This window comes from Pantoea sp. (assembly GCF_032114055.1).
Taxonomy (GTDB): domain Bacteria; phylum Pseudomonadota; class Gammaproteobacteria; order Enterobacterales; family Enterobacteriaceae; genus Pantoea.
Genome location: NZ_DAMCTB010000010.1, coordinates 115798 through 137284, shown reverse-complemented (window position 1 = coordinate 137284; position 21487 = coordinate 115798). Strand labels below are relative to the sequence as shown.

The window sequence follows — 21487 nt, the reverse complement described above, 5'->3', positions numbered from 1 at the left end:
CCGGAATTTCGCCATCTATTTCACATCTTTTTTACTTTTCAGGTAACTAAAATCTTGCTGCAGGCTCAATTTCAGCAATTTATGCGTATTAATCCCCGAATGCAGAAATAAATGACAGCAAAGTCAGTGAAAACCGCCTGTTTCAGGAGAATCCTTCAACCCCATACATTCCGCTTATAAACAGGATAAATAACCAGTAAAGTTGTTATTAGCCAGATTGAAATCTGTTAAATATCCCAATGCTTCTATCTGAATGATTTTGTGCCAAAGATTTCATTTGAGTTCGCATTTCGGATAGGCGACAGTGGGCTATCATTGTTGTGTTCGCCTAGTTTTTTTGGGTTCCCTTTTTCAGGACGAAGCCTTAAATAACCAGAACGGGTTGTCTCTCGGGTCAGCCGGTTTGCCAACAAGAGGTGCGCTATGACGACAATCTTTGACGAAGCCATCAGAAACAGCAAACGACTCAATGACGGACCAGACTGGACATTTGAACTGCTTGATGTCTACTTAGCTGAAATCGACCGGGTTGCAAAACTCTACCGGCTGGATACCTACCCGCACCAGATCGAAGTCATTACCTCTGAACAGATGATGGACGCTTATTCCAGCGTAGGCATGCCTATCAACTATTCTCACTGGTCGTTCGGTAAAAAGTTTATCGAAACCGAACAGCGCTACAAGCATGGGCAGCAGGGCCTGGCTTATGAAATCGTTATCAACTCCAATCCCTGCATCGCCTATCTGATGGAAGAGAACACCATGACCATGCAGGCGCTGGTGATGGCGCATGCCTGCTACGGTCATAACTCGTTCTTCAAAAATAACTACCTGTTTCGCAGCTGGACCGACGCCGGATCGATCGTCGACTATCTGCTGTTTGCGAAAAATTACATCAGCGACTGCGAAGAACGTTACGGTGTCGAAGAGGTTGAACGCCTGCTCGACTCCTGCCATGCCTTAATGAATTATGGCGTTGATCGCTACAAACGCCCGCAGAAAATCTCCCTGCAGGAGGAGAAGGCGCGACAGAAGAGCCGTGAAGAGTATCTGCAGAGTCAGGTGAATACGCTCTGGCGCACACTGCCCCGCCGCGAGAAAGAGGCGGTGCCCTTTGAAGCGGCCCGCTACCCCTCTGAGCCGCAGGAAAACCTGCTCTACTTTATGGAGAAGAACGCCCCGCTGCTGGAGCCGTGGCAGCGCGAGATCCTGCGCATCGTGCGCAAGGTGAGCCAGTATTTCTATCCACAGAAACAGACACAGGTGATGAATGAGGGCTGGGCAACGTTCTGGCACTACACCATCCTCAATCATCTCTACGATGAGGGTAAAGTGTCTGAACGCTTTATGATGGAGTTCCTGCACAGCCACACCAACGTCGTCTATCAGCCGCCCTACAACAGTCAGTGGTATAACGGCATTAACCCCTATGCATTAGGTTTTGCCATGATGCAGGACATCAAGCGAATCTGTCAGTCACCGACGGAAGAGGATCGCTACTGGTTCCCGGATATCGCCGGATCCGACTGGCTGGATACGCTGCATTTTGCGATGCGCGAGTTTAAGGATGAGAGCTTTATCAGTCAGTTCCTGTCGCCTAAGGTGATGCGTGACTTCCGTCTGTTTACCGTGCTGGACGATGACCGCAACAACTATCTCGAAATCGCCGCTATCCACGATGAGGCGGGTTACCGGGCGATTCGTCAGCAGCTCTCCGCCCAGTACAATCTGAGTAATCTGGAACCCAATATTCAGGTTTATAACGTCGATCTGCGTGGCGATCGTTCACTGACGCTGCGCTATGTGCCGCAGGGCCGCACGCCGCTGGATAAAAGCCGGCGCGAAGTGCTGAAGCATGTCCACCGTCTGTGGGGATTTGATGTGATACTGGAACAGCAGAATGAGGATGGCAGCGTCGAACTGCTGGATCGCAATCCACCCCGCGGTGTGGCACTCTGAGGAGATAAAAAACCGGACCCAGGGTCCGGTTTTTTTTAACGTTTGTTGCCGAGGTCGTCGGGCAGGTTCTTTTGCATGCTGTGCCAGATTTCACCGCTGCGGCGGCCATAGTTACGCACCACCTCAACAACCTCGTCCTGCCCTGGCGAGGTATCGCAGAGCGCCAGCAGTTTCAGATAAAAATCGCGTGCCACCTGACGCGCTTCGGGATTAGAGAAGTAGTGACGTCCCACGCGCGTATACAGACCTTTCAGTCCATTGAGGATCAGCCCATAAATTGGGTTGCCTGATGCAAAGGCCAGACCCCGGAAGACCCGATAGTCGAGTTCGGTATAGGCCTCCGCCTGATCGGCGACCGCACTGACGGTTTCCAGTACCTCCCGCGCTTTATCCGGATGATGGCGCAGGGCACGGCTGATAAAAATGGAGGAAATGTTACTGCGCACTGACAGCAGGTTGTCAATCAGCACCGGCACGCTGTCGTGGTCGAGACGAGCCAGCGTTTCCAGAATATTCAGCCCGGACGTTTCCCAGAAATCGTTCACCCGCGTCGGCTTTCCGTGCTGGATCGTGAGCCAGCCATCACGGGCCAGACGCTGCAGTACTTCACGCAGTGTGGTACGCGTCACACCAATCAATTCAGAAAGCTCACGCTCAGCAGGAAGGATCGACCCGGGCGGAAAGCGACTGTTCCAGATGCTTTCAATAATATACTCTTCAGCAAATCCCGCTGGACTCTGAGCCTTTATAACCATAGCAATGTGTTCTCGTTGCTTTTCTCATCATGATGGGTACTCATCATACCAGACGCCCTATAGCGGATATAGACTGCATCACCATTAAAACCGGGCGCGGGCGCATATTTCAGACAGGCTGATAGCCTGGCGCTGAATGGCAGACGGGCGATTTTCTGCCAGCCATTTTGCGGTGGCAGAAACTGATGGGGCTGGCTTTATCTCTTCCGGCGCCGGGTCCGGATAGAAGCCGGGCGAATGTCGGTCACAGGTGTTCCCGCAGATGCCCGCCTTCCGGTAGCAGCACGCGCCTGACGCCGCCAGCCGGTCCCCGTCGCTGCCGTTCCGGCTTATCTCCTGTTAACCTGCGCTGGATCAGCATCCGGTTATGTTTACACATGATTTTTCCCTGGCCGTAGCTGGTTTGCCTGCACTTTTGGTTTACACTGCGTGGCATTCACGTTTACAGGGAATGCACTATGTTGAGATATCTGAATCGCTGTTCACGCGGTCGCGGCGCCTGGTTATTACTGGCCCTGACTGCGCTGGCGCTGGAGTTGGCGGCGCTCTTTTTTCAGCACGTTATGGGACTGAAACCCTGCGTGATGTGCATTTATGAACGCAATGCGCTATTCGGCGTACTGGGCGCGGGGCTGGTTGGGGCAATCGCGCCGAAATCGCCGTTACGTCTGGGTGCGCTGGCTCTCTGGATTTACAGTGCCTGGGAAGGTCTGCGTCTTGCTTATGAACACACCATGATTCAGCTGCACCCCAATCCCTTCACCACCTGCGATTTCGCGGCTCGCTTCCCCGACTTCCTGCCGCTCGACAAGTGGCTGCCGTCACTCTTTCTGGCCAGCGGTGACTGCGCAGAACGCAGCTGGACGTTTCTGACGCTGAGTATGCCGCAGTGGATGATTGTGGTTTTTGCCGGTTATCTTCTGGTCGCGGCGCTGGTGCTGATTGCTCAGCCTTTCAAAGCGAAACAACGCGATCTCTTTGGTCGCTGACATAAAAAAGGCTGCCAGCGGCAGCCTTTTTTTGCGGCATTCAGCCGTTGCGGTCCGGCCGGTCAATAATATGATCCTCCCAGTCCCGCACTTCACTCTCCCGCACCGCAATGTAACGCACCGAAATGCGCTGGGCGTGCATGGCGCTTTTCGAACCCGCACGTAGCGGATGCCAGGCCGGTAGCGGTTTGCCCTCACCCAGCAACCGGTATGCGCAGGTGCGCGGCAGCCAGTCAAAGGTGGTCAGATTTTCGCGGGTGAGCTTGATGCAATCCTCTTCTAACTCAAAGCGGCGCTCATAGTTGCGGCACTGGCAGCTCTTAATGTTGAGCTGATTACAGGCGACATTGGTGAAATAGATCTCATCCGTGTCGGCGTCCTGTAGCTTGTTCAGGCAACACTGACCGCAACCATCACACAAGGATTCCCACTCCTCATCGCTCATTTGGGCCAGGCGTTTATGTTGCCAGAAAGGGGTGTCAGTCATGATGCGTGTCCGGGTTGTGCCTGAAACGCACCTTATAAAGCCTCTGCCGCGGTGATGCAAGTTTTTAGAGCACGCGCGTGCTGATGCCGTGGCCTGCCACTGAAACCTCCAGCTGATCGCCTGCGTGCATCGGGCCTACGCCTTCCGGCGTGCCGGTAAGGATTACGTCGCCTGCACGCAGCGTAAAGTAGTGACTCATGTGGGCAATCAGCGGCAGGATTTTATGAATCATATCTGCGGTATTACCCTGCTGACGGACGTCGCCATTGACCAGCAACTTAAGCTCACTATTCTGCGGGTCGCCACTGAACTCGGCGGCCGGAATAAAACCGGAGATCGGACAGGCGTTATCGAAGCCTTTTGATTTCTCCCACGGCTGGCCCGCTTTTTTCAGGCCGGCCTGCAGATCCCGAAGCGTCAGATCCAGCGCCACGCCATAACCCGCAATGGCCTTCGCCACATGCGCCTCACTGGCCTGTTTCAGGGTTGCACCGATCAGCACCGCCAGCTCAATTTCATGGTGAACCTCGCCGAAGCCGTCAGGAATTGAGAGCGGCTGGCGCAGATCGCACAGTGCGGTTTCCGGCTTAATGAAGATAACCGGTTCAGTCGGCGTTGCACTGCCCATCTCTTTAATGTGTTTTGCATAATTACTGCCAACGCAAACCACTTTGCTGACCGGAAAATCGATTAAAGCGCCTTGCCAGTTCCGATGCTGATACATGCTCATCCCCTGTTCAGGTTAGGTGTGATGCCAGCGTTGCTGGCGGCTTGATGTTTGCTTATGGACTGATCGTCATGCCAGTCTCATGGCGTGATAATAAGATCCTTTTACCTATCCGGGGGGTGGAATTTGTCAAAAAGCGTAAACAGCGATGCCCGGACGCTGAAGTTATGAGCAAATCGGGGAGAAAATTCAGGCAGGAAATTTAAGAAGAGCAGAAAAATGATAAGCTGCGCCATCTATTTTGCGCAGCATTAAAGCCATATTATCCTGGCAGCATCGCGCTGGCAGGATTTATATTTACAGAAGAATCTGAGTTAAACTTTTTTATCCGCCTGTAAATGAATTTTTAGCAGACTTTCAATCGGTGGAGGAAGCTGTAAATAATAGCCCTGCTCGCTTAACCCCTGCTTAACTTTATTGATATCGGCATTAGCCAGCCTCTCGCGGCCCTCCAGCTTCAGCACCATCGCAAGCTGTGGCTTGCCAAAACCTTTCAGCAACGCTTCCGGAACGCGCGAGAAATCGTCCTTTTTTTCAACATAGAGATAAGTCTGGTCACGTAACGGGCTTCTGTAGATCACACAAAACATATTTTTTACTCGAATTAACCGGCGTTGAGGCTTGTCTGAATATAGCTGTAACTATACCATGCTTGCAGAACTTCGAATATTCACCGTGAGCGCTTAAACGATGATTTTATCATCGCCCGGCTGACGGTAGTGAAAACAGGACTGAGTCGGGACTGATGTCGCAAACGCCAATCGAATTTAAAGGTAGCAGTTTCACCCTGTCTGTTGTCCATTTGCATCACCATGACCCTGTGGTGATTCGCAAGGCACTTCAGGACAAGATTGACCAGGCGCCAGATTTCCTGAAAAACGCGCCAGTGGTGCTTAACGTTGCCACACTGAGTGCAGATGTTAACTGGAAGCAGCTACAGCAGGCGATTCTCGCCACCGGTTTACGCATTGTTGGCGTAAGCGGCTGCAAAGATGAAGCCCTGAAGCGCGTTATCGTTCGGGCCGGCCTGCCGGTGCTGGCAGAAGGCAAAGAAGCCCGGCCGCGCAGCGAAGCGCCCGCGCCCGTTCCCGAACCTCAGCCTGTGGCGGCCGAAGCGGTGGCCGCCAAGACCCGCATCGTGAATACGCCGGTGCGCTCAGGCCAGCAGATTTATGCGCGTGACGCCGACCTGATTGTCACCAGCAGCGTCAGCGCCGGGGCTGAACTGGTCGCCGACGGCAACATTCATATTTATGGCATGATGCGCGGTCGTGCGCTGGCAGGTGCCAGCGGTGATCGCAACTGCCAGATTTTCTGTACCCATCTGGCTGCCGAACTGGTCTCGATTGCCGGGGAGTACTGGATCATGGATCAGATCCCGCAAGAATTTTTTGGTAAAGCTGCGCGCCTGTGCCTGCAGGATGGCGCGCTGACTATCCAGACACTCAATTAGGCCCCTTTTCTTTTGTTAAGGAAATCAACATTTATGGCACGCATTATTGTAGTTACATCCGGTAAAGGGGGCGTTGGTAAGACCACGTCAAGCGCGGCCATCGCCACCGGTTTAGCGCAGAAAGGCAAAAAGACAGTTGTGATCGATTTTGATATCGGTCTGCGTAATCTGGATTTGATCATGGGCTGTGAGCGCCGTGTGGTCTACGATTTCGTTAACGTCATCCAGGGCGATGCCACGCTGAATCAGGCACTGATTCGCGACAAACGTACCGAGCAGCTCTATATCCTGCCTGCGTCACAGACCCGCGATAAAGATGCGCTGACCCGTGAAGGTGTTGAAAAAGTCCTGAACGACTTAGCTGAGATGGAGTTCGATTTCATCGTCTGTGACTCGCCAGCGGGTATCGAAACCGGTGCCCTGATGGCACTTTACTTTGCCGATGAAGCCATCATTACCACCAACCCGGAAGTCTCCTCTGTCCGCGACTCCGACCGCATTCTCGGCATCATCTCGTCCAAATCCCGTCGCGCTGAAAACAGTCTGGAGCCGGTTAAGGAGCATCTGCTGCTGACCCGCTACAATCCTGGCCGCGTGAGCCGTGGCGATATGCTGAGTATGGAAGATGTGCTGGAGATCCTGCGCATTCCTCTGGTCGGCGTGATCCCTGAAGATCAGTCCGTTTTACGCGCCTCTAACCAGGGCGAGCCGGTGATTCTTGACGGCGAGTCTGACGCTGGCAAAGCCTATGCCGATACCGTTGAACGGTTGCTCGGTGAAGTACGCCCCTTCCGCTTTATTGAAGAAGAGAAGAAGGGTTTCCTGAAACGCCTGTTCGGGGGATAAACCATGGCATTACTTGATTTCTTTTTATCCCGGAAGAAGAACACTGCCAACATAGCCAAGGAAAGGCTGCAGATTATCGTGGCAGAACGGAGAAGGGGCGACAGTGAGCCCCACTATCTTCCGCAACTTAAGCGTGACATTCTGGAAGTGATTTGCAGATATGTGAAGATCGACCCGGAAATGGTGACGGTGCAGCTGGATCAGAAAGGGGATGATATCTCTATTCTGGAGCTTAACGTCACCCTGCCGGAGACGGATGACGTGACGAAATGACGCTGACCGTTTCCTGAATTTCCCCTGCGCTCTGGCAGGGGAAATTTCATCAGTCAACAGTCCGCCAGAATGGCATCAATACCTGGTTTCAACAGTTCGCCCCGCCATCCGGTGAGTAATTCCGGCTGACGTCCCTGTGGCTTCAGGCCCCAGTGCTGGCTGAGCACCTGATTGATTTGTCGACGTGACGCCAGCAATTCCTGACTGAACCCACTCTGCTCACTCACCTGCTGCACCAGCGCTTTCATCGCCTTAAATACCTGCTTATAGTGCGGATGTTCAATCAGATTGCCCAGCGGAGCGGGTAAGTCTCCCTCGTCCAGCGACGCAGCTTCGGCGACCAGCGCCACCAGCGTTTTACCGTGGAAACGGATCTCGTGACCCGACAGCCCCAGATGATCCAGCTCTCCCAGTGAACCAGGCATAAAACGGGCGACTTTCCACAGATGCTCTTCGCGCACCACAAAGTTCACGGCCATATCCTTTTCACGCGCCAGTTTCAGACGCCAGGCTGCCAGCCGCTGTAACGCCGCCAGCTGGCGGGGACGCAACTGCCAGGCATTGGTGATGTCCCGCCAGGCCTCATCCGGTGCCAGCGTATCGAGACGGCGCTGACAGAGATTTTCGCACTCGCTGAGCGCCGCCGCCATATTGCCGGACGCCTCGGTATTGGCCATCAGCTGACGGGCAATCGGCAGCAGATAGTGAACATCCGCTGCGGCATAAGCGCACTGGCGCTCGGTCAGCGGGCGGGCCAGCCAGTCTGTACGGGACTCGCTTTTATCGAGTTCAACCTGGGTGAAGTGCGCCACCATGGCGGCAAAGCCCCATGAGAGCGGCTGGCCTGAGAAGGCCGCCAGAATCTGCGTGTCGATCATCGGCGTTGGCAGGACGCCAAAGCGGTGCAAAAAGACCTCCAGATCTTCCCCGCCGGCATGCAGAAACTTAGTAACGCGGGTATCTGTCAGTAATTCGATGAACGGCGACCAGTCGCGGATATTCAGCGGATCGATCAGCACCAGTTGCTGATCGTCAAACAGCTGGATCAGGCCGAGCTGAGGATAGTACGTACGGGTGCGGACAAATTCGGTATCCAGTGCCACTGCCGCGTGCTGGCGCGCTTTCTGACACACGTCTGCCAGCTGATCATCCTGGTCGATAAGGGAATAGTTCACGTCTTAATTTCACCGCAGCCTGCAACGCGCGGCGCTCCTTGTTAAACACAATAAAAACGCCGGACACGCCGGCGTTCAACCTCAAATCAGTTCCGCTTCAGCTGCCGGGCTTTGCCTCGTCGCGCAGCTCGCGTCGTAATATCTTGCCAACATTGGTTTTAGGCAACTCATCCCGAAACTCGATGATTTTCGGCACCTTGTAGCCGGTCAGCTGACGGCGACAGTGGTCGAGCACCTCCTCTTTCGTCAGCGAGGCCTCTTTTTTGACGATGCAGACTTTCACCGCTTCACCCGAAAGATCGCTGGGCACGCCAATCGCTGCTGCTTCACGCACTTTTGGGTGCTGCATCAGCACATCTTCGATTTCATTCGGGTAGACATTAAAGCCTGACACCAGAATCATATCTTTTTTGCGGTCCACGATGCGAATAAAGCCCTGCTCATCAACGGTAACAATATCACCGCTGTGGAGCCAGCCATTTTTCAGCACCTCCGCCGTGGCTTCCGGATGCTGCCAGTAGCCCAGCATCACCTGTGGACCGCGAATGCAGAGTTCTCCCGGTTCACCCGGTGGCACTTCATTACCGGCATCATCCAGAATCAGAACATCGGTAGAGGGAACCGGCAGACCAATACTGCCGGTGTGGCAGCTGATGTCATAAGGATTCACCGACACCAGCGGCGAACACTCGGTCAGGCCATAGCCCTCCAGCAGGTAGTGGCCGGTCAGTTTTTCCCAGCGTTCAGCCACCACTTTCTGTACCGCCATTCCACCGCCCGCGGAGAGGCGCAGCGTCGAGAAATCGAGCTTGTTAAACTGCTCATCGTTGAGGAGCGCGTTAAACAGCGTGTTCACGCCGGTAATGGCGGTAAAGGGTACTTTACCCAACTCTTTCACAAAACCGGGAATATCGCGCGGATTGGTAATCAACAGGTTCTGCCCACCCAGTTCAAGGAACAGCAGACCATTCACGGTCAGGGCGAAGATGTGATAAAGCGGCAACGCGGTGACCACAAACTCTTTACCATCGCGCAGCATTTTGCCATAGGTCGCCCGGGTCTGCTCAATGTTCGCCTGCATGTTGCGGTGGGTCAGCATCGCCCCTTTCGCAACGCCGGTGGTGCCGCCGGTATACTGCAGGAAAGCGAGATCGTCATTGGACACTGTCGGACGCTGATAAGGCAGCGAGCCCCCCTCCTCCAGCACCTGGCGAAAGGAGATAGCGCCCGGCAGGTGATATTTGGGTACCAGCTTCTTCACATATTTGACGACAAAATTGACCAGCGTGGCTTTGACGGGTGCCAGCTGATCACCCATCCGGGTCAGAATGACATGGCGAACCGGCGTTTCAGCCACCACTTTTTCCAGCGTGTGGGCAAAATTGGAGACGATAACGATGGCGCTGGCGCCGCTATCATTGAGCTGATGCTTCAGCTCGCGCGGTGTATAGAGTGGATTCACATTGACGACAACCATCCCCGCACGCAGCACACCAAACAGGGCCACCGGATACTGGAGCAGGTTCGGCATCATCAGCGCCACCCTGTCACCGGCTTTCAGGCCCAGCTGATGCTGGAGATAGGCGGCAAACGCGCGGCTCTTCTCCTCCAGCTGCCGAAAGGTCATCTTCTGACCCATGTTCAGAAAAGCGGGTTGATCGGCGTAGCGTTTTACGGCCTGCTCAAACAGATCCACCAGAGAAGTATAACGATCTGCACTTATTTCGGCAGGCACATCTGCCGGGTAGCGTTTCAGCCAAACCTTATTCAAGGATCCACCCCGATAATTATGTTGTATTTCCATCGCTGCCTCAGCCAATCCGGTTTATTAACAATATTTTAACTGATTGTACCAGTTTGCCTGTTTCGGCATGTTGAGGTTGCGAAGTCCATCACTAAATTTCGTGCTGATAAAACAGACAAATAAAAAGCCCGGCAGCGAGCACCGCGACCGGGCTGAACAGACTCGATTTCACACTTATTCGGTCAGAATGGTCTGCACCTCTGTCGGACCCGTGTTGATCATGCCCCAGTAGGGATTAGGCCCCCAGTAACCCCCATGATGGCGAGTCGGCCCATACCAGATCCAGGGATCCACAGGCTGAGGCGGCGCCATCACCTGCTGCGTCAGCCGCCAGCGCTGGTAGCCGCGCACGTCGATGACCACGAATTTGTAATCCGCCTCTCCGATCTTGCCCTGCTCGGTCCCCTTCAGCGTGCCCAGCACCGTGACATACTGATTCCGGACATCCACCGGATCAACAAAACCGTGAATGTCGGCATAAATACGACCCACCGATGCCGCACCCAGGCGCGGTCTTGCGCTGTCGTCCAGCGGCTGAGCTGCGATCTCCAGCCGTGTTTTACCATTCAGATTGGTGACATTAACGACCTTGCCGCCAAAGCGCGACTCCTGACCGACAAACAGCGCCGGATCGCTCATCACCCGCAACAGATCCTGCTGCGGCTGCGGCGAACTGCCCTGCAGCGTGTCAGGGATAGAGACACAACCGGTTAACGCCAGCACACAGGTCAGCAGCAGACCTGAAAGCCCTTTACCACAGATTGACGACATAGAGATTCTCCCATCAGGTAAAGATTAGACTGGACGCATAACAATAAGTTGCGTCTCTGCTACCGGCCAGGTAACTTTTTCCAGGCGACCTCATTACGCAGGTAGGTGGGCTCTGCCGTTTCAGGCAGGCATGTCTTACCACGGGCCAGCGCCTGGGCTGCCAGCGGCAGCATATCCTCTGCGGCAGGCAGGGTCACATCGCTGGCGTGGAGCGTCAGAGAGTGGCCCTGCTGGAGCGCCGGATAAGCCTGCCAGCCGGTGCCTGCGGTCATCCATTCGCCGGACAGCGCCTGCATACGGGCCAGCGCCGCGTCGGGCGAAAGCACGCTTTCTGTGGACTCACCCTGCCAGACGCCCTGCTCATCGCGCTGATATTCGGCCCAGTAGACTTCACCCATACGCGCATCAATTGCGGTTAACACCCGTGTGGCACCGTGCAGACGCCATGCGCCTTCCGCCAATGTCGCCAGAGTCGATACCGCGATCATCGGCAGAGCGGCACCCAGGGCCAGCCCCTGCGCAATACCAATGCCAATGCGCACGCCGGTAAAACTGCCGGGACCCCGGCCAAACGCCAGCGCGTCGAGATCGGTCAGTTCCAGCCGCTGCGCCAGCAGCAGCTCCTCGACCAGCGGCAGAATGCGCTGGGTATGATCGCGCGGGGCGATCTCAAATCGGGCATCCATCTGTTGCTGATTCAGCAAAGCGGCTGAACAGGCTTCTGTTGCCGTATCCAGCGCTAGAATTCGGGCTGACATGACTACCTCAGAAGAAAGAAAAACGGCGCGCATCTTAGCACAGAATTACGCATCTGGTTCGGGTTGCTGGCGGATAAAGGCGATGGCGCGGGCGATGTCCCGGGTACGCGGCGTGGGCGGCAGGCTGTTAAGAAACAGTGCGCCATAGGGACGCGACACCAGCCGCTGATCGCAGATAACCAGCACACCGCGATCGTTCGTATCACGAATCAGGCGGCCGACGCCCTGCTTCAGCGTGATCACCGCATCCGGCAACTGTACGTCAGCAAAAGGGTCACCGCCGCGGATACGGCAGTCCTCCATCCTGGCTTTTAACAGCGGATCTTCGGGAGAGGTGAATGGAAGCTTGTCGATAATCACCAGCGACAGCGCATCGCCACGCACATCCACCCCTTCCCAGAAACTGCTGGTCGCGACCAGCAGGGCATTGCCTTTCTCAATAAATTGTTTCAGTAACTGGCCTTTACTGGTTTCACCCTGCACCAGCACCGGCAGCGTCATTGAGGCACGAAATTCTGCCGCCAGTTCCCGCATCATCAGGTGCGAGGTGCAGAGAAAGAAACAGCGGCCTTTGTTGGCATCAATCAGCGGCTTCATCATCGCGGCCAGCTGACGTGCGCCACCCGGCCGGTTGGGTTCCGGCAGATTGCGAGGTACGCAGAGCAGCGCCTGTTTCGCAAAATCGAATGGACTGTTAAGGATCAGGCTCTTCGCCGCATTCACCCCCAGCCGTTCGGCGAAGTGGGCCATATTCTCGTCGACCGCCAGCGTCGCGGAGGTAAAAATCCACGCGGCTTTGCGGTTGTCCATCACTTCACGGAAGCGTTCCGCCACCGAGAGCGGCGTCAGCGCAAGAATAAAGTGACGCGAGGTGCATTCATACCAGTAGCTGTAGCCCGGCTCGTTAACTGCCCGCAGCCGTTTCAGCCGGCCACGGTAGAGCGCGGCCCGCTCAAAGGCGGCATCCAGCAGGGCTGAACGGCCCAGAGAGAGTTTGATGACGTCGTAGCAGAGCTCAAGCGCGTCATCCAGCAGCGTAAACATGCGCAGAATCGCGTTATCGCTCAGCAGTTCGCGCAGGTTGCCACGAAAGCCGGGATCGCCTAATGTCAGCCGGAAATCCTGTGCACACTGCGCCAGACGGTCAGCCGATTTCTGCAGCTGCTGGGCATCGCGCACCTCAGTCCGGTAGGCGGTGATAATGTCTTTCGCCAGATCGAGTAACTGGCGGCTGGAGAGTTGCTGACCAAAATACTGGCTGGCGATATCGGGCAGCTGATGGGCTTCATCGAAGATCATCACATCCGCTTCAGGGATCAGTTCACCAAAGCCCCCCTCTTTCACCACCAAGTCGGCAAGGAACAGATGGTGGTTCACCACGACGACATCAGCGTCCATCGCACGCTTTCGCGCTTTAACCACAAAGCACTCTTTATATCGCGGACAATCGGTGCCGAGGCAGTTGTCATTTGTGCTGGTGACCAGCGGCCAGACCGGGCTGTCTTCAGTCACACCGGCGCAGCTGCTGATGTCGCCATCTTCGGTCTGAGATGACCAGCTTCGCAGCGTCACCATGTCGGTCAGCGCCTGAACCGTAAGATCACCGCCCGCCATCGACTGCTGTTCCATGCGTTCCAGGCAGAGATAGTTAGATCGCCCTTTCAGCAGAGCAGTTTTGCCTTTGAACTTCAGTGCGCGGGTCATGGTGGGCAGATCGCGGCCATAAAGCTGATCCTGCAGCGCTTTAGAACCGGTGGAGACAATCACTTTTTTTCCGGCCCGTAATGCGGGTGCCAGATAGGCATAGGTTTTTCCGGTGCCGGTCCCGGCTTCAACCACCAGTTCACCCTGCTGTTTTACGGCGTCCGACACCGCCTGCGCCATTTGACGTTGTGCTTCTCGCGGCCTGAAACCTGCGATCGCCTGCGCCAGTGCGCCATCCACTGCAAAATCGTCTGCCACATACCCTCACTAAGAACGGCAAAAACACTGTAATTATGTCAGTATTGGAATGACAAAGCAAAATGGATAATTTTCAATGGGTTAAATGACATCAGCTTTTACAGCTGCATCGTCAGTAGTCTGCATTCAGGGTTGTTATAAACGGAAGGCGGCCAGTGACCGCCTTGTGAGAAGTGTAGGTTGTGCCGTCAGACCAGACAGCGTGGTCACAGAATACGAAGAAGCAGCACTCGTCTGCTATTCGACAATCAACCGACCGTTAAGCGGCTGTAAAGGACGATTATTGCTCGTTTTCAATGCCTTTTTAAAAGCATCGAGCTGCGACTGAGAGAGCGTAACGGGCTGTTTCATCACCAGCCAGCGAACACCTTCGCTGCAGGGGGGCGTTGTCAGTGAACCGCTGAAACGATAATAGTGCAGGTCTTGCGGAAAAAGTGCGCGTAAATCGACCTGACGATGAATAGTAATCTGCTGATTTTCTTTTTTCGGCATCGCATTAATCAGAGGAACCAGCGCCAGATTTTCTTTACCGACCTCAAACATCACTGCCACGACTGCCAGCTCACCATCCTCTTTGCTGTGAACAAAATGGGCCTCCAGAGGAAAAGTCTGTCCGTTGATCTGATTTTCGGCGGGGGCATGAAAGTGATACTGCCTCAGCGTGAACTTTTCCTTATCCAGGATAAAATCATCGTCTTCGTCGACGGTTACCTGAATGGTATGGCCATTGTTAATGACTTTCTCAGCCGACGTATGGTAGGTCAAATCCAGCGTCTGCAGATGTCCATCGACAGGATCTTTTATATTAATGGGTGACTGCGACTTTCCTTCATGGCAAAGATGGAAATCACGAGACAGTTCGCTCCAGTGCTCAGGTCCTGCTTTGCCTTCATAACTCCAGTGTTGTTCCGCTGCATTGGCCAGGCTGGCAGACGCAAGCGCAATAAACAAACTGACTATTTTTGCTTTTCTCATTTTATCCCTGATTAATCCGCTGAATTTCATCATGGATAATATTCGGTGAGCATTTACTTCAGCAAGATAACAAAAGGCGATTGGATATCACTTCAGCCAAATAACTATTTCATTATAGTTATTGATGTTAATTAAATTAACATACCCAATAGATTATTAAAATTGACGTAACTATTCAGAACGCGCTCACTGTGTACCAGACGCTACAAAGCGTGTTATGTCTGAAATAAGAACCGCAAAACAGCAGAGAACCGTTTTGCGGTATGCGAGTCATACAGAATGCTTAAACCGATTGGAAACCTCTCTCAGGTTAGTCAGACGTCTTCTTCTGACGGATCGATTTCTTCATCCTCTTCCTCATCTTCCGGATAGATTTCAGCATCATCTGGCATGGGTTCATCGTAATCAGGACGTTCAGACATAATTACCTCCGGTGTTAAAATAGCATTTTTGCTATTTGAGTTAAGTGTAGCTGAGTTCAGCACACTTCAGCTCTCAGCGAGGTAAAGAAAAGATAAGTCACTGATAAACTGCAAGCTATAAATCCGGTAATGTTTGTTGCCTGACGTCTGCCCCTGCGCTTATCGCGCAGGGACATCAGACTAAGCAGTTGCATCTGTTACTCATCACTGAAAATGCAGCAAAAAGCATGCAGTGCGTTCACCCAGGTTGGAATGAATCATAAGCCTGGCCTTTCCGGACCTAACATGCGAGAAAAAAGCCGCAGGCAGATGCCTGTAGCTTCAGAATTTAAACAAACTATTAATCCGCACCCGATACATATTGTTGTTGAGAGAACGGTTCTTTATTATGAATAAACAGAGAAAAGAAAGCCCGGCGCGAAAGAGAACATATTACTGTTATTCCAGTGATTATTTATGCCTTAGATCTTTCAGGGATATCAGCACTGAAATTTTATCTTTCTGACAGCTGGAAGTTAACAGATTCAACCTGCTTTTATGATCTGATAAATGAGCCCAAGTGCCGTTGGCTGCTTTCATAGTTAATTAAAAACCAGGAGGGTATTTAATGTTAAAATCAGGATGCTGCACGCTGATGCTTCTCACCCTGAGCGGGTGTTCTCTGAATGCAGAGCCCCCCGCAGAGTCAGCCACACCGCACAACCAGGCACTCTTACCTCCCGTTACGACGGAAATTAACCCGGCTCAGCGTCGGGCGATTATGTCAGGTGAACGGCCTGACTGGTCTGACAGTGATCCCCTCTCGGGTTTCAGGCATTCACCCTATAAAAAATAAACCCGGACTTCACGCTGTCATCGTGCTTAACGCCAGCCATGTAGTGAAGCCTGTCACTATGACAGCGCGTTGAGTCGCCTGCATCAGGCCCGGATATAGAGCGCGCCCGCCAGCATGAAGATAAACAGGACAACAAAGGTGATTACGCCTTGTCTGCGGCCTTTCGACAGACCGACAAAGGCTGAAACCACAACAAACAGGAGCGTCAGTGCGCCTGCCATAACCCAAAACAGATACTGCGTGTTCGCCATGTCCTCATCCTCTTTCTGTGGCGCTATCTTTCGTTTGATTTATAACATTTTTCAGCCTGTCCCGCCTGCAATTCTCCCTGTGCTGTCGCCGGCCAGCACCCAGCACAGGTTTCACCCCGTTTCCGCACTGCTCATCCGGTCCGGTGACGATGTGATGAAGGTATCAAATAAGGCGCATCACAGGCTGGAAACAACTCCGCGAATTATACTGATGAAATCAGCACAATACCGGCATAAAACCTCCGGGGGCTGACGCGCTACGACGTGCTTAATATTGTCATTCAGACAGTATCAGGCACCAGGCTTTAACCTGACTGCCTGCTCCGGGCGGAGGAATGCTATGACCTTTTTTCGCATCAGCTTTCTGGCTGGCGTGCTGCTGCTCTGCGGCTGCCAGGCACTCACCCCTGACCAGGCACGTCAGCAGCCACCTTTATTTCAGGGGCAGAGCACCCGAACGGTTCCGCAGCTCAGCGATTGTATCTATCGCGGCTGGTCGACAACGACAGTCATTGCCCGTGATAACACCACTCACACCCAGCCCAGAGGCAGTGACATCAGTGTTTACACCTGGGAAGATTCGATCTTTGCGGATATCGCCTCTTACCGGAAAGGGTCAGAGGTGAAATATTTCACTACCTTCCGGATGGCGCCTGAGGTGATGGCGGACAGACAGGCGATTGTTCAGCGCTGCCTGTAGGGCGTAAAGGATGACAGCGGTGTCAGGAGTGTGCCAGGCTAATGCGCAAATAACCAGGGAGAAACCGATGAGCATTACCCGCATTGATCCGGAACACCGCATGTCCGAAGCTGTCATTCATAATGACACGATCTATTACACCAGCGTGCCAGAAAACCTGGACGCCGATGCCGAAGCGCAGACCGCGAATGCGCTGGCAGTCATTGATGCGATGCTGACCCGGCTGGGCAGCGACAAAAGCAAAATCCTCGATGCGACGCTGTTTCTGGTCGATAAAGCCGATTTTCCTGCGATGAACCGCGCATGGGACGCCTGGGTTTCTCCGGGTCAGGCACCCGTGCGCTGCACGGTTCAGGCCGGGCTGTTAAATCCGAAATATAAAATCGAAATCAAGATTATCGCCGCCCGCTAACCTTGCCGGGCGTTATTCCTCTTCGTTCTCGTCATCTTCGTCGTCGAATAGCGCCCGAATCTGTTCACCCGTATGACTCTCGCGAATTTCCTGCGCCACCTGGGCGATCGCCTGCCCGCTCGTCAGTCCGCCTGCCATTAATTCCTGAATGCGTTCGACGGCCTGCTGTTGCTGCTCATGAGAGAGCGCCGGTAATCCTGTGATCATGTTCGACTCCTGCGTTGGGGCTGACAGTATCCCACGAGGAACAAACAGGTGCCAGTCAGGAAAAAATATGTCAGTCTGACCGCCTCTTAGCCTGCTGATTTCTCTGCACGATGATTGTTGAAACTCTGACGCTTAACTACACCCCGGATGCGCTGACGCAGCGTTTCGCACCCCTTTCCCATCTGCCATGGGCAATGCTGCTCTCCTCTGCACAGGCCAGCCACAGCGATAACCGCTTTGATATTCTGACCGCCGACCCGCGTGCGACGCTGGTCACCCGGGGCGCGACCACGACCGTCAGTGACCAGAACGGCAGCCGGGAATCCACTGCCGATCCGCTGCTGCTGGTTCAGCAGCAGTGTGATGCGCTGGGCGGGACGCCAGAGCCCAGCGAAGCCCTGCCCTTTCAGGGCGGGGCGCTGGGCCTGTTTGGTTATGATCTTGGCCGCCGGTTTGAACTCCTGCCACAGCATGCCGTTGCCGATCTGACGACCCCGGACATGGCAGTGGGAATCTATGACTGGGCACTCATCGCCGATCATCATCAGCAGACACTGACGCTGGTGGCAACGGAGAACGTGGCGGCACGTGCCGCCTGGCTGGCAGCCTGGCCTGCGCGTGAGGCCGCCCCCTTTTCACTGACCAGTCGCTGGCGTTCGAACCTGAGTTATGCCGACTACACCGTCCGCTTTGACAGAGTGCAGGCCTACATTCAGGCGGGCGACTGTTATCAGGTCAACCTGGCCCAGCGCTTTCAGGCAGGTTATCAGGGTGATGAGTGGGAGGCGTTCGTCCGGCTGAATGCGGCCAACCGCGCGCCGTTCAGCGCGTTTCTGCGTCTGCCTGGCAGTGCCATTCTCAGCCTGTCGCCCGAGCGTTTTTTGTCGCTGAACCAGAAACAGATTGAAACCCGGCCAATAAAAGGCACCCGGCCACGCTGCAGCGATCCTGTTGCCGATGCGCAACAGGCTGAGGCGCTGCGCAATGCGGAGAAAGATCGGGCCGAAAATCTGATGATTGTTGATTTGCTGCGCAACGATATCGGCCGCGTCGCCGTGCCCGGCTCGGTCGCCGTGCCGGAACTGTTTGTGGTTGAGCCCTTCCCTGCGGTTCATCACCTGGTCAGCACGGTGCGGGCGCAGTTGCCTGACAGCCTAAAGGCCACCGAGCTGCTGCGCGCCTGTTTCCCGGGCGGCTCAATAACCGGCGCCCCCAAAATCCGGGCGATGGAGATTATTGATGAACTGGAACCCCAGCGTCGCAATGCCTGGTGTGGCAGCATCGGCTATCTCAGTCTCTGTGGACGGATGGATACCAGCATCACCATCCGCACGCTAATCGCCGAGGGCCAGCAGATTTACTGTGCCGCCGGTGGCGGCCTGGTCGCCGACAGCGATCCAGCGGCGGAATATCAGGAAACGCTTGATAAAGTCAGCCGGATTTTACCGGCACTGGAACAGATCGGAGGCGCCATTGGCCCTGACGCTTGATACCTTTCGCAGCCGTTTTCTGTTGCAGCAGCCTGGCGGCAGCAGTCAGCACCTCTCCGGTCGCCATGCTGCGGTGCTGGTGCCGGTGGTGGCGAGGCCTGAGCCCGGCCTGCTGCTGACACAACGATCGCGCGCGCTCCGCAAACACGCCGGGCAGGTTGCCTTTCCCGGCGGAATGCAGGATGCAACCGACGCCTCGCTGATTGCCACGGCACTGCGCGAAGCGCAGGAGGAGATCGGACTGGATCCGCAGCAGGTCGACGTGTTAGGTCTGCTGCCTGCCGTGACCAGCAGCACGGGTTTTCAGGTGACGCCGGTGCTGGGGATCATTCCGTCCGGTTTGCGGTTAACGCTCAATCCGGATGAAGTCAGCAGCGCCTTTGAAATGCCGCTGGCCGAGGCCCTGCAGCTCAGCCGCTACAGCGTGCTGGAAATCAGCCGGGCGGGCGTGCGTCATCCGGTCTGGCTGTCACGCTATCAGGATTACCTGGTCTGGGGCATGACCGCGGGAATTATTCGTTCACTGAGTGCTCAGATTGCTTTCTGACGTCCTCCCGGGCTTTATCGCCCTGGCACACCAGCAACCTGTCGGGGTGCGCTATAATTTTTTCTACTGGTTTTAATAAGTTTATTTCATGCGAAAAGCTGCTCTTTTCCGGTGCATGACCATTACTATTAGCGCCATAAACTGCCCCGGCAGACTGATAATAATTGTGAGGAGTGTCACCTGTGATTAGTGTTTTCGACATGTTCAAAGTGGGCATCGGCCCCTCGAGTTCGCATACTGTCGGCCCGATGAAGGCGGGCAAACAGTTTGTGGACTTGCTGAGCGAACAGGGAAAGCTGCAGGGGGTGACCCGGATCGCCGTGGATGTGTATGGATCGCTCTCCCTGACCGGAAAAGGCCACCACACTGACATCGCCATTATTATGGGTCTGGCGGGTGAATCACCGGATACCGTGGACATTGATGCCATCCCCGCCTTTATTAAAGATGTCGAACAGCGTGAGCGACTGCTGCTGGCAAAAGGCGAGCATGAGGTAGACTTCCCGCGCGAAGGCGGCATGGTGTTTCGCAGTGAGAATCTCTCCTTGCATGAAAATGGTCTGCGCCTGCTCGCGTTTGCGGGTGACCTGCTGATCCTGTCAAAAACCTACTACTCTGTGGGTGGCGGTTTCATTGTCGACGAAGAGCATTTCGGCCAGTCGGCTCTGGATGAAGTCTCTGTGCCCTGGCCTTTCCACTCCGCCAAAGATCTGCTGGCTCACTGCCGCGAAACCGGCCTGTCACTCTCGGGTCTGGTTATGAAAAACGAACTGGCGCTGCACAGCCGTGAAGAGATCCAGACCTATTTCGCCACCATCTGGCAGACGATGCAGGCCTGTATCGATCGCGGTCTGAATACCGAAGGCGTGCTGCCCGGCCCATTGCGGGTTCCACGCCGTGCCGCCTCCCTGCGTCGTCTGCTCACCTCCTCCACCAAACATTCCAGCGATCCGATGATCGTCATTGACTGGATCAATATGTTTGCACTGGCCGTCAATGAAGAGAACGCCGCGGGTGGACGCGTGGTCACCGCACCGACTAACGGTGCCTGCGGTATCGTGCCTGCGGTGCTGGCCTACTACGATCACTTTATCGAGCCGGTCACGCCCGATATTTTCCTGCGCTATTTTCTCGCCTCCGGCGCGATTGGTGTGCTCTACAAGATGAACGCCTCCATCTCAGGTGCCGAAGTGGGTTGCCAGGGTGAAGTCGGTGTCGCCTGCTCGATGGCGGCAGCCGGTCTGGCTGAGTTGCTGGGCGCCAGTCCGGAGCAGGTCTGCGTTGCCGCTGAGATCGGCATGGAGCATAACCTTGGACTCACCTGCGATCCGGTTGCAGGACAGGTGCAGGTGCCCTGCATCGAGCGCAACGCGATTGCCTCAGTGAAAGCGATTAACGCCGCGAGAATGGCGCTACGCCGCACCAGCGAACCCCGCGTGTCGCTGGATAAGGTTATCGAAACCATGTATGAAACCGGCAAGGATATGAATGCCAAATACCGTGAAACCTCACGTGGCGGCCTGGCGATTAAGGTTCAGTGCGATTAATACGCCCTTCTGACTGTTTACATAACGTGCAAACGTAATAAAATCCGTATCCTGCGCTATCTCAGCGCAGGATTACAGGGTAAAGTATTTTCCGCACAGCCGTCCGGCTTGCCCTGTTTTCCAGACCCGCTTTTCTGCATTA

General features: G+C 54.7%; 22 protein-coding genes. 10 read left to right on the top strand and 12 right to left on the bottom strand.

The annotated features are described in order from the left end of the window. Positions 1–423: 423 nt before the first annotated feature. Positions 424–1959: a SpoVR family protein gene (locus tag RT657_RS16245; protein ID WP_313655684.1), complete on the top strand. Its 1536-nt coding sequence runs from the start codon at positions 424–426 to the stop codon at positions 1957–1959. A gap of 35 nt (positions 1960–1994) precedes the next feature. On the opposite strand, the gene fadR is transcribed toward RT657_RS16245, so the two are convergent. Further along, entirely contained in the window at positions 1995–2714 is a 720-nt protein-coding gene (gene fadR / locus RT657_RS16240; RefSeq protein WP_313655683.1) for a fatty acid metabolism transcriptional regulator FadR, read from the bottom strand. Between the two features lie 458 nt (positions 2715–3172). Here fadR and dsbB point away from each other — a divergent pair, with 458 nt between their 5' ends. Next, positions 3173–3703, top strand: coding sequence for a disulfide bond formation protein DsbB (gene dsbB, locus RT657_RS16235; RefSeq protein ID WP_313655682.1), 531 nt, complete (start codon positions 3173–3175; stop codon positions 3701–3703). A gap of 40 nt (positions 3704–3743) precedes the next feature. Here dsbB and RT657_RS16230 read toward each other — a convergent pair whose 3' ends face one another. The 3 genes from RT657_RS16230 to RT657_RS16220 form a co-directional block, all read right to left on the bottom strand. Next, positions 3744–4190: a YcgN family cysteine cluster protein gene (locus RT657_RS16230; protein WP_111138883.1), complete on the bottom strand. Its 447-nt coding sequence runs from the start codon at positions 4188–4190 to the stop codon at positions 3744–3746. A gap of 64 nt (positions 4191–4254) precedes the next feature. Further along, complete coding sequence (locus RT657_RS16225; protein ID WP_313655681.1) at positions 4255–4914, bottom strand: fumarylacetoacetate hydrolase family protein; 660 nt, start codon at positions 4912–4914, stop codon at positions 4255–4257. Positions 4915–5231: 317 nt separating this feature from the next. Further along, complete coding sequence (locus tag RT657_RS16220) at positions 5232–5507, bottom strand: YcgL domain-containing protein (RefSeq protein WP_313655680.1); 276 nt, start codon at positions 5505–5507, stop codon at positions 5232–5234. A 155-nt stretch (positions 5508–5662) separates the two neighbouring features. Here RT657_RS16220 and minC point away from each other — a divergent pair, with 155 nt between their 5' ends. From minC to minE, 3 genes are read left to right on the top strand one after another with little or no spacing between them, the layout of a single operon-like run. Next, positions 5663–6370 (top strand): septum site-determining protein MinC, encoded by a 708-nt coding sequence (gene minC, locus RT657_RS16215; RefSeq protein ID WP_313655678.1) that lies wholly within the window; start codon positions 5663–5665, stop codon positions 6368–6370. 33 nt (positions 6371–6403) lie between these two features. Further along, a complete protein-coding gene (gene minD / locus RT657_RS16210) occupies positions 6404–7216 on the top strand; it encodes a septum site-determining protein MinD (protein ID WP_313655676.1) in 813 nt (270 codons plus the stop codon). A 3-nt stretch (positions 7217–7219) separates the two neighbouring features. Then, a complete protein-coding gene (gene minE, locus RT657_RS16205; RefSeq protein ID WP_111138877.1) occupies positions 7220–7489 on the top strand; it encodes a cell division topological specificity factor MinE in 270 nt (89 codons plus the stop codon). Positions 7490–7542: 53 nt separating this feature from the next. Here the strand turns inward: minE and rnd are convergent, their stop codons facing one another. From rnd to RT657_RS16170, 7 genes are all read right to left on the bottom strand, one after another. Continuing rightward, the gene (rnd, locus tag RT657_RS16200; RefSeq protein ID WP_313655674.1) at positions 7543–8664 is read right to left on the bottom strand and encodes a ribonuclease D; all 1122 of its coding nucleotides are present in this window, start codon (positions 8662–8664) and stop codon (positions 7543–7545) included. Between the two features lie 97 nt (positions 8665–8761). Further along, positions 8762–10435 (bottom strand): long-chain-fatty-acid--CoA ligase FadD, encoded by a 1674-nt coding sequence (fadD, locus tag RT657_RS16195; protein WP_313655673.1) that lies wholly within the window; start codon positions 10433–10435, stop codon positions 8762–8764. Positions 10436–10642: 207 nt separating this feature from the next. Continuing rightward, positions 10643–11239, bottom strand: a complete 597-nt coding sequence (locus RT657_RS16190; RefSeq protein WP_313655672.1) for a Slp family lipoprotein — start codon at positions 11237–11239, stop codon at positions 10643–10645. A 59-nt stretch (positions 11240–11298) separates the two neighbouring features. After that, positions 11299–11997 (bottom strand): tRNA (adenosine(37)-N6)-threonylcarbamoyltransferase complex dimerization subunit type 1 TsaB, encoded by a 699-nt coding sequence (tsaB, locus tag RT657_RS16185; RefSeq protein WP_313655671.1) that lies wholly within the window; start codon positions 11995–11997, stop codon positions 11299–11301. Positions 11998–12042: 45 nt separating this feature from the next. Beyond that, on the bottom strand, positions 12043–13959 hold the full coding sequence (locus RT657_RS16180) for an ATP-dependent DNA helicase (protein WP_313655670.1): 1917 nt from the start codon (positions 13957–13959) through the stop codon (positions 12043–12045). Between the two features lie 237 nt (positions 13960–14196). Continuing rightward, positions 14197–14934, bottom strand: coding sequence for a carbonic anhydrase family protein (locus RT657_RS16175; RefSeq protein ID WP_313655716.1), 738 nt, complete (start codon positions 14932–14934; stop codon positions 14197–14199). Positions 14935–16274: 1340 nt separating this feature from the next. Beyond that, positions 16275–16442: a hypothetical protein gene (locus RT657_RS16170; protein ID WP_313655669.1), complete on the bottom strand. Its 168-nt coding sequence runs from the start codon at positions 16440–16442 to the stop codon at positions 16275–16277. Positions 16443–16782: 340 nt separating this feature from the next. Here RT657_RS16170 and RT657_RS16165 point away from each other — a divergent pair, with 340 nt between their 5' ends. Then, positions 16783–17142: a hypothetical protein gene (locus RT657_RS16165; RefSeq protein WP_313655668.1), complete on the top strand. Its 360-nt coding sequence runs from the start codon at positions 16783–16785 to the stop codon at positions 17140–17142. A gap of 67 nt (positions 17143–17209) precedes the next feature. Beyond that, positions 17210–17554, top strand: coding sequence for a RidA family protein (locus RT657_RS16160; RefSeq protein ID WP_313655667.1), 345 nt, complete (start codon positions 17210–17212; stop codon positions 17552–17554). 12 nt (positions 17555–17566) lie between these two features. Here RT657_RS16160 and RT657_RS16155 read toward each other — a convergent pair whose 3' ends face one another. Continuing rightward, on the bottom strand, positions 17567–17761 hold the full coding sequence (locus RT657_RS16155; RefSeq protein ID WP_111138868.1) for a YoaH family protein: 195 nt from the start codon (positions 17759–17761) through the stop codon (positions 17567–17569). Positions 17762–17871: 110 nt separating this feature from the next. Between RT657_RS16155 and pabB the strand changes: the two genes are divergently transcribed. From pabB to RT657_RS16140, 3 genes are all read left to right on the top strand, one after another. Then, positions 17872–19251 (top strand): aminodeoxychorismate synthase component 1, encoded by a 1380-nt coding sequence (pabB, locus tag RT657_RS16150; protein WP_313655666.1) that lies wholly within the window; start codon positions 17872–17874, stop codon positions 19249–19251. Beyond that, complete coding sequence (locus RT657_RS16145; RefSeq protein WP_313655665.1) at positions 19235–19798, top strand: CoA pyrophosphatase; 564 nt, start codon at positions 19235–19237, stop codon at positions 19796–19798. Before pabB ends, RT657_RS16145 begins: the two co-directional genes overlap by 17 nt. 182 nt (positions 19799–19980) lie before the next feature. Next, positions 19981–21345, top strand: a complete 1365-nt coding sequence (locus RT657_RS16140; protein WP_313655663.1) for an L-serine ammonia-lyase — start codon at positions 19981–19983, stop codon at positions 21343–21345. Positions 21346–21487: the final 142 nt, after the last annotated feature.

Bases quoted from the DNA above. Each gene is read 5' to 3' on its own strand.
- RT657_RS16165 (WP_313655668.1), top strand. From the start codon at position 16,783: ATGACCTTTTTTCGCATCAGCTTTCTGGCTGGCGTGCTGCTGCTCTGC.
- minC (WP_313655678.1), top strand. From the start codon at position 5,663: ATGTCGCAAACGCCAATCGAATTTAAAGGTAGCAGTTTCACCCTGTCT.
- tsaB (WP_313655671.1), bottom strand. From the start codon at position 11,997: ATGTCAGCCCGAATTCTAGCGCTGGATACGGCAACAGAAGCCTGTTCA.
- RT657_RS16170 (WP_313655669.1), bottom strand. From the start codon at position 16,442: ATGGCGAACACGCAGTATCTGTTTTGGGTTATGGCAGGCGCACTGACG.
- RT657_RS16160 (WP_313655667.1), top strand. From the start codon at position 17,210: ATGAGCATTACCCGCATTGATCCGGAACACCGCATGTCCGAAGCTGTC.
- dsbB (WP_313655682.1), top strand. From the start codon at position 3,173: ATGTTGAGATATCTGAATCGCTGTTCACGCGGTCGCGGCGCCTGGTTA.
- RT657_RS16225 (WP_313655681.1), bottom strand. From the start codon at position 4,914: ATGTATCAGCATCGGAACTGGCAAGGCGCTTTAATCGATTTTCCGGTC.
- RT657_RS16190 (WP_313655672.1), bottom strand. From the start codon at position 11,239: ATGTCGTCAATCTGTGGTAAAGGGCTTTCAGGTCTGCTGCTGACCTGT.
- RT657_RS16155 (WP_111138868.1), bottom strand. From the start codon at position 17,761: ATGATCACAGGATTACCGGCGCTCTCTCATGAGCAGCAACAGCAGGCC.
- RT657_RS16230 (WP_111138883.1), bottom strand. From the start codon at position 4,190: ATGACTGACACCCCTTTCTGGCAACATAAACGCCTGGCCCAAATGAGC.
- RT657_RS16220 (WP_313655680.1), bottom strand. From the start codon at position 5,507: ATGTTTTGTGTGATCTACAGAAGCCCGTTACGTGACCAGACTTATCTC.
- minD (WP_313655676.1), top strand. From the start codon at position 6,404: ATGGCACGCATTATTGTAGTTACATCCGGTAAAGGGGGCGTTGGTAAG.
- pabB (WP_313655666.1), top strand. From the start codon at position 17,872: ATGATTGTTGAAACTCTGACGCTTAACTACACCCCGGATGCGCTGACG.
- fadR (WP_313655683.1), bottom strand. From the start codon at position 2,714: ATGGTTATAAAGGCTCAGAGTCCAGCGGGATTTGCTGAAGAGTATATT.
- RT657_RS16245 (WP_313655684.1), top strand. From the start codon at position 424: ATGACGACAATCTTTGACGAAGCCATCAGAAACAGCAAACGACTCAAT.
- minE (WP_111138877.1), top strand. From the start codon at position 7,220: ATGGCATTACTTGATTTCTTTTTATCCCGGAAGAAGAACACTGCCAAC.
- RT657_RS16175 (WP_313655716.1), bottom strand. From the start codon at position 14,934: ATGAGAAAAGCAAAAATAGTCAGTTTGTTTATTGCGCTTGCGTCTGCC.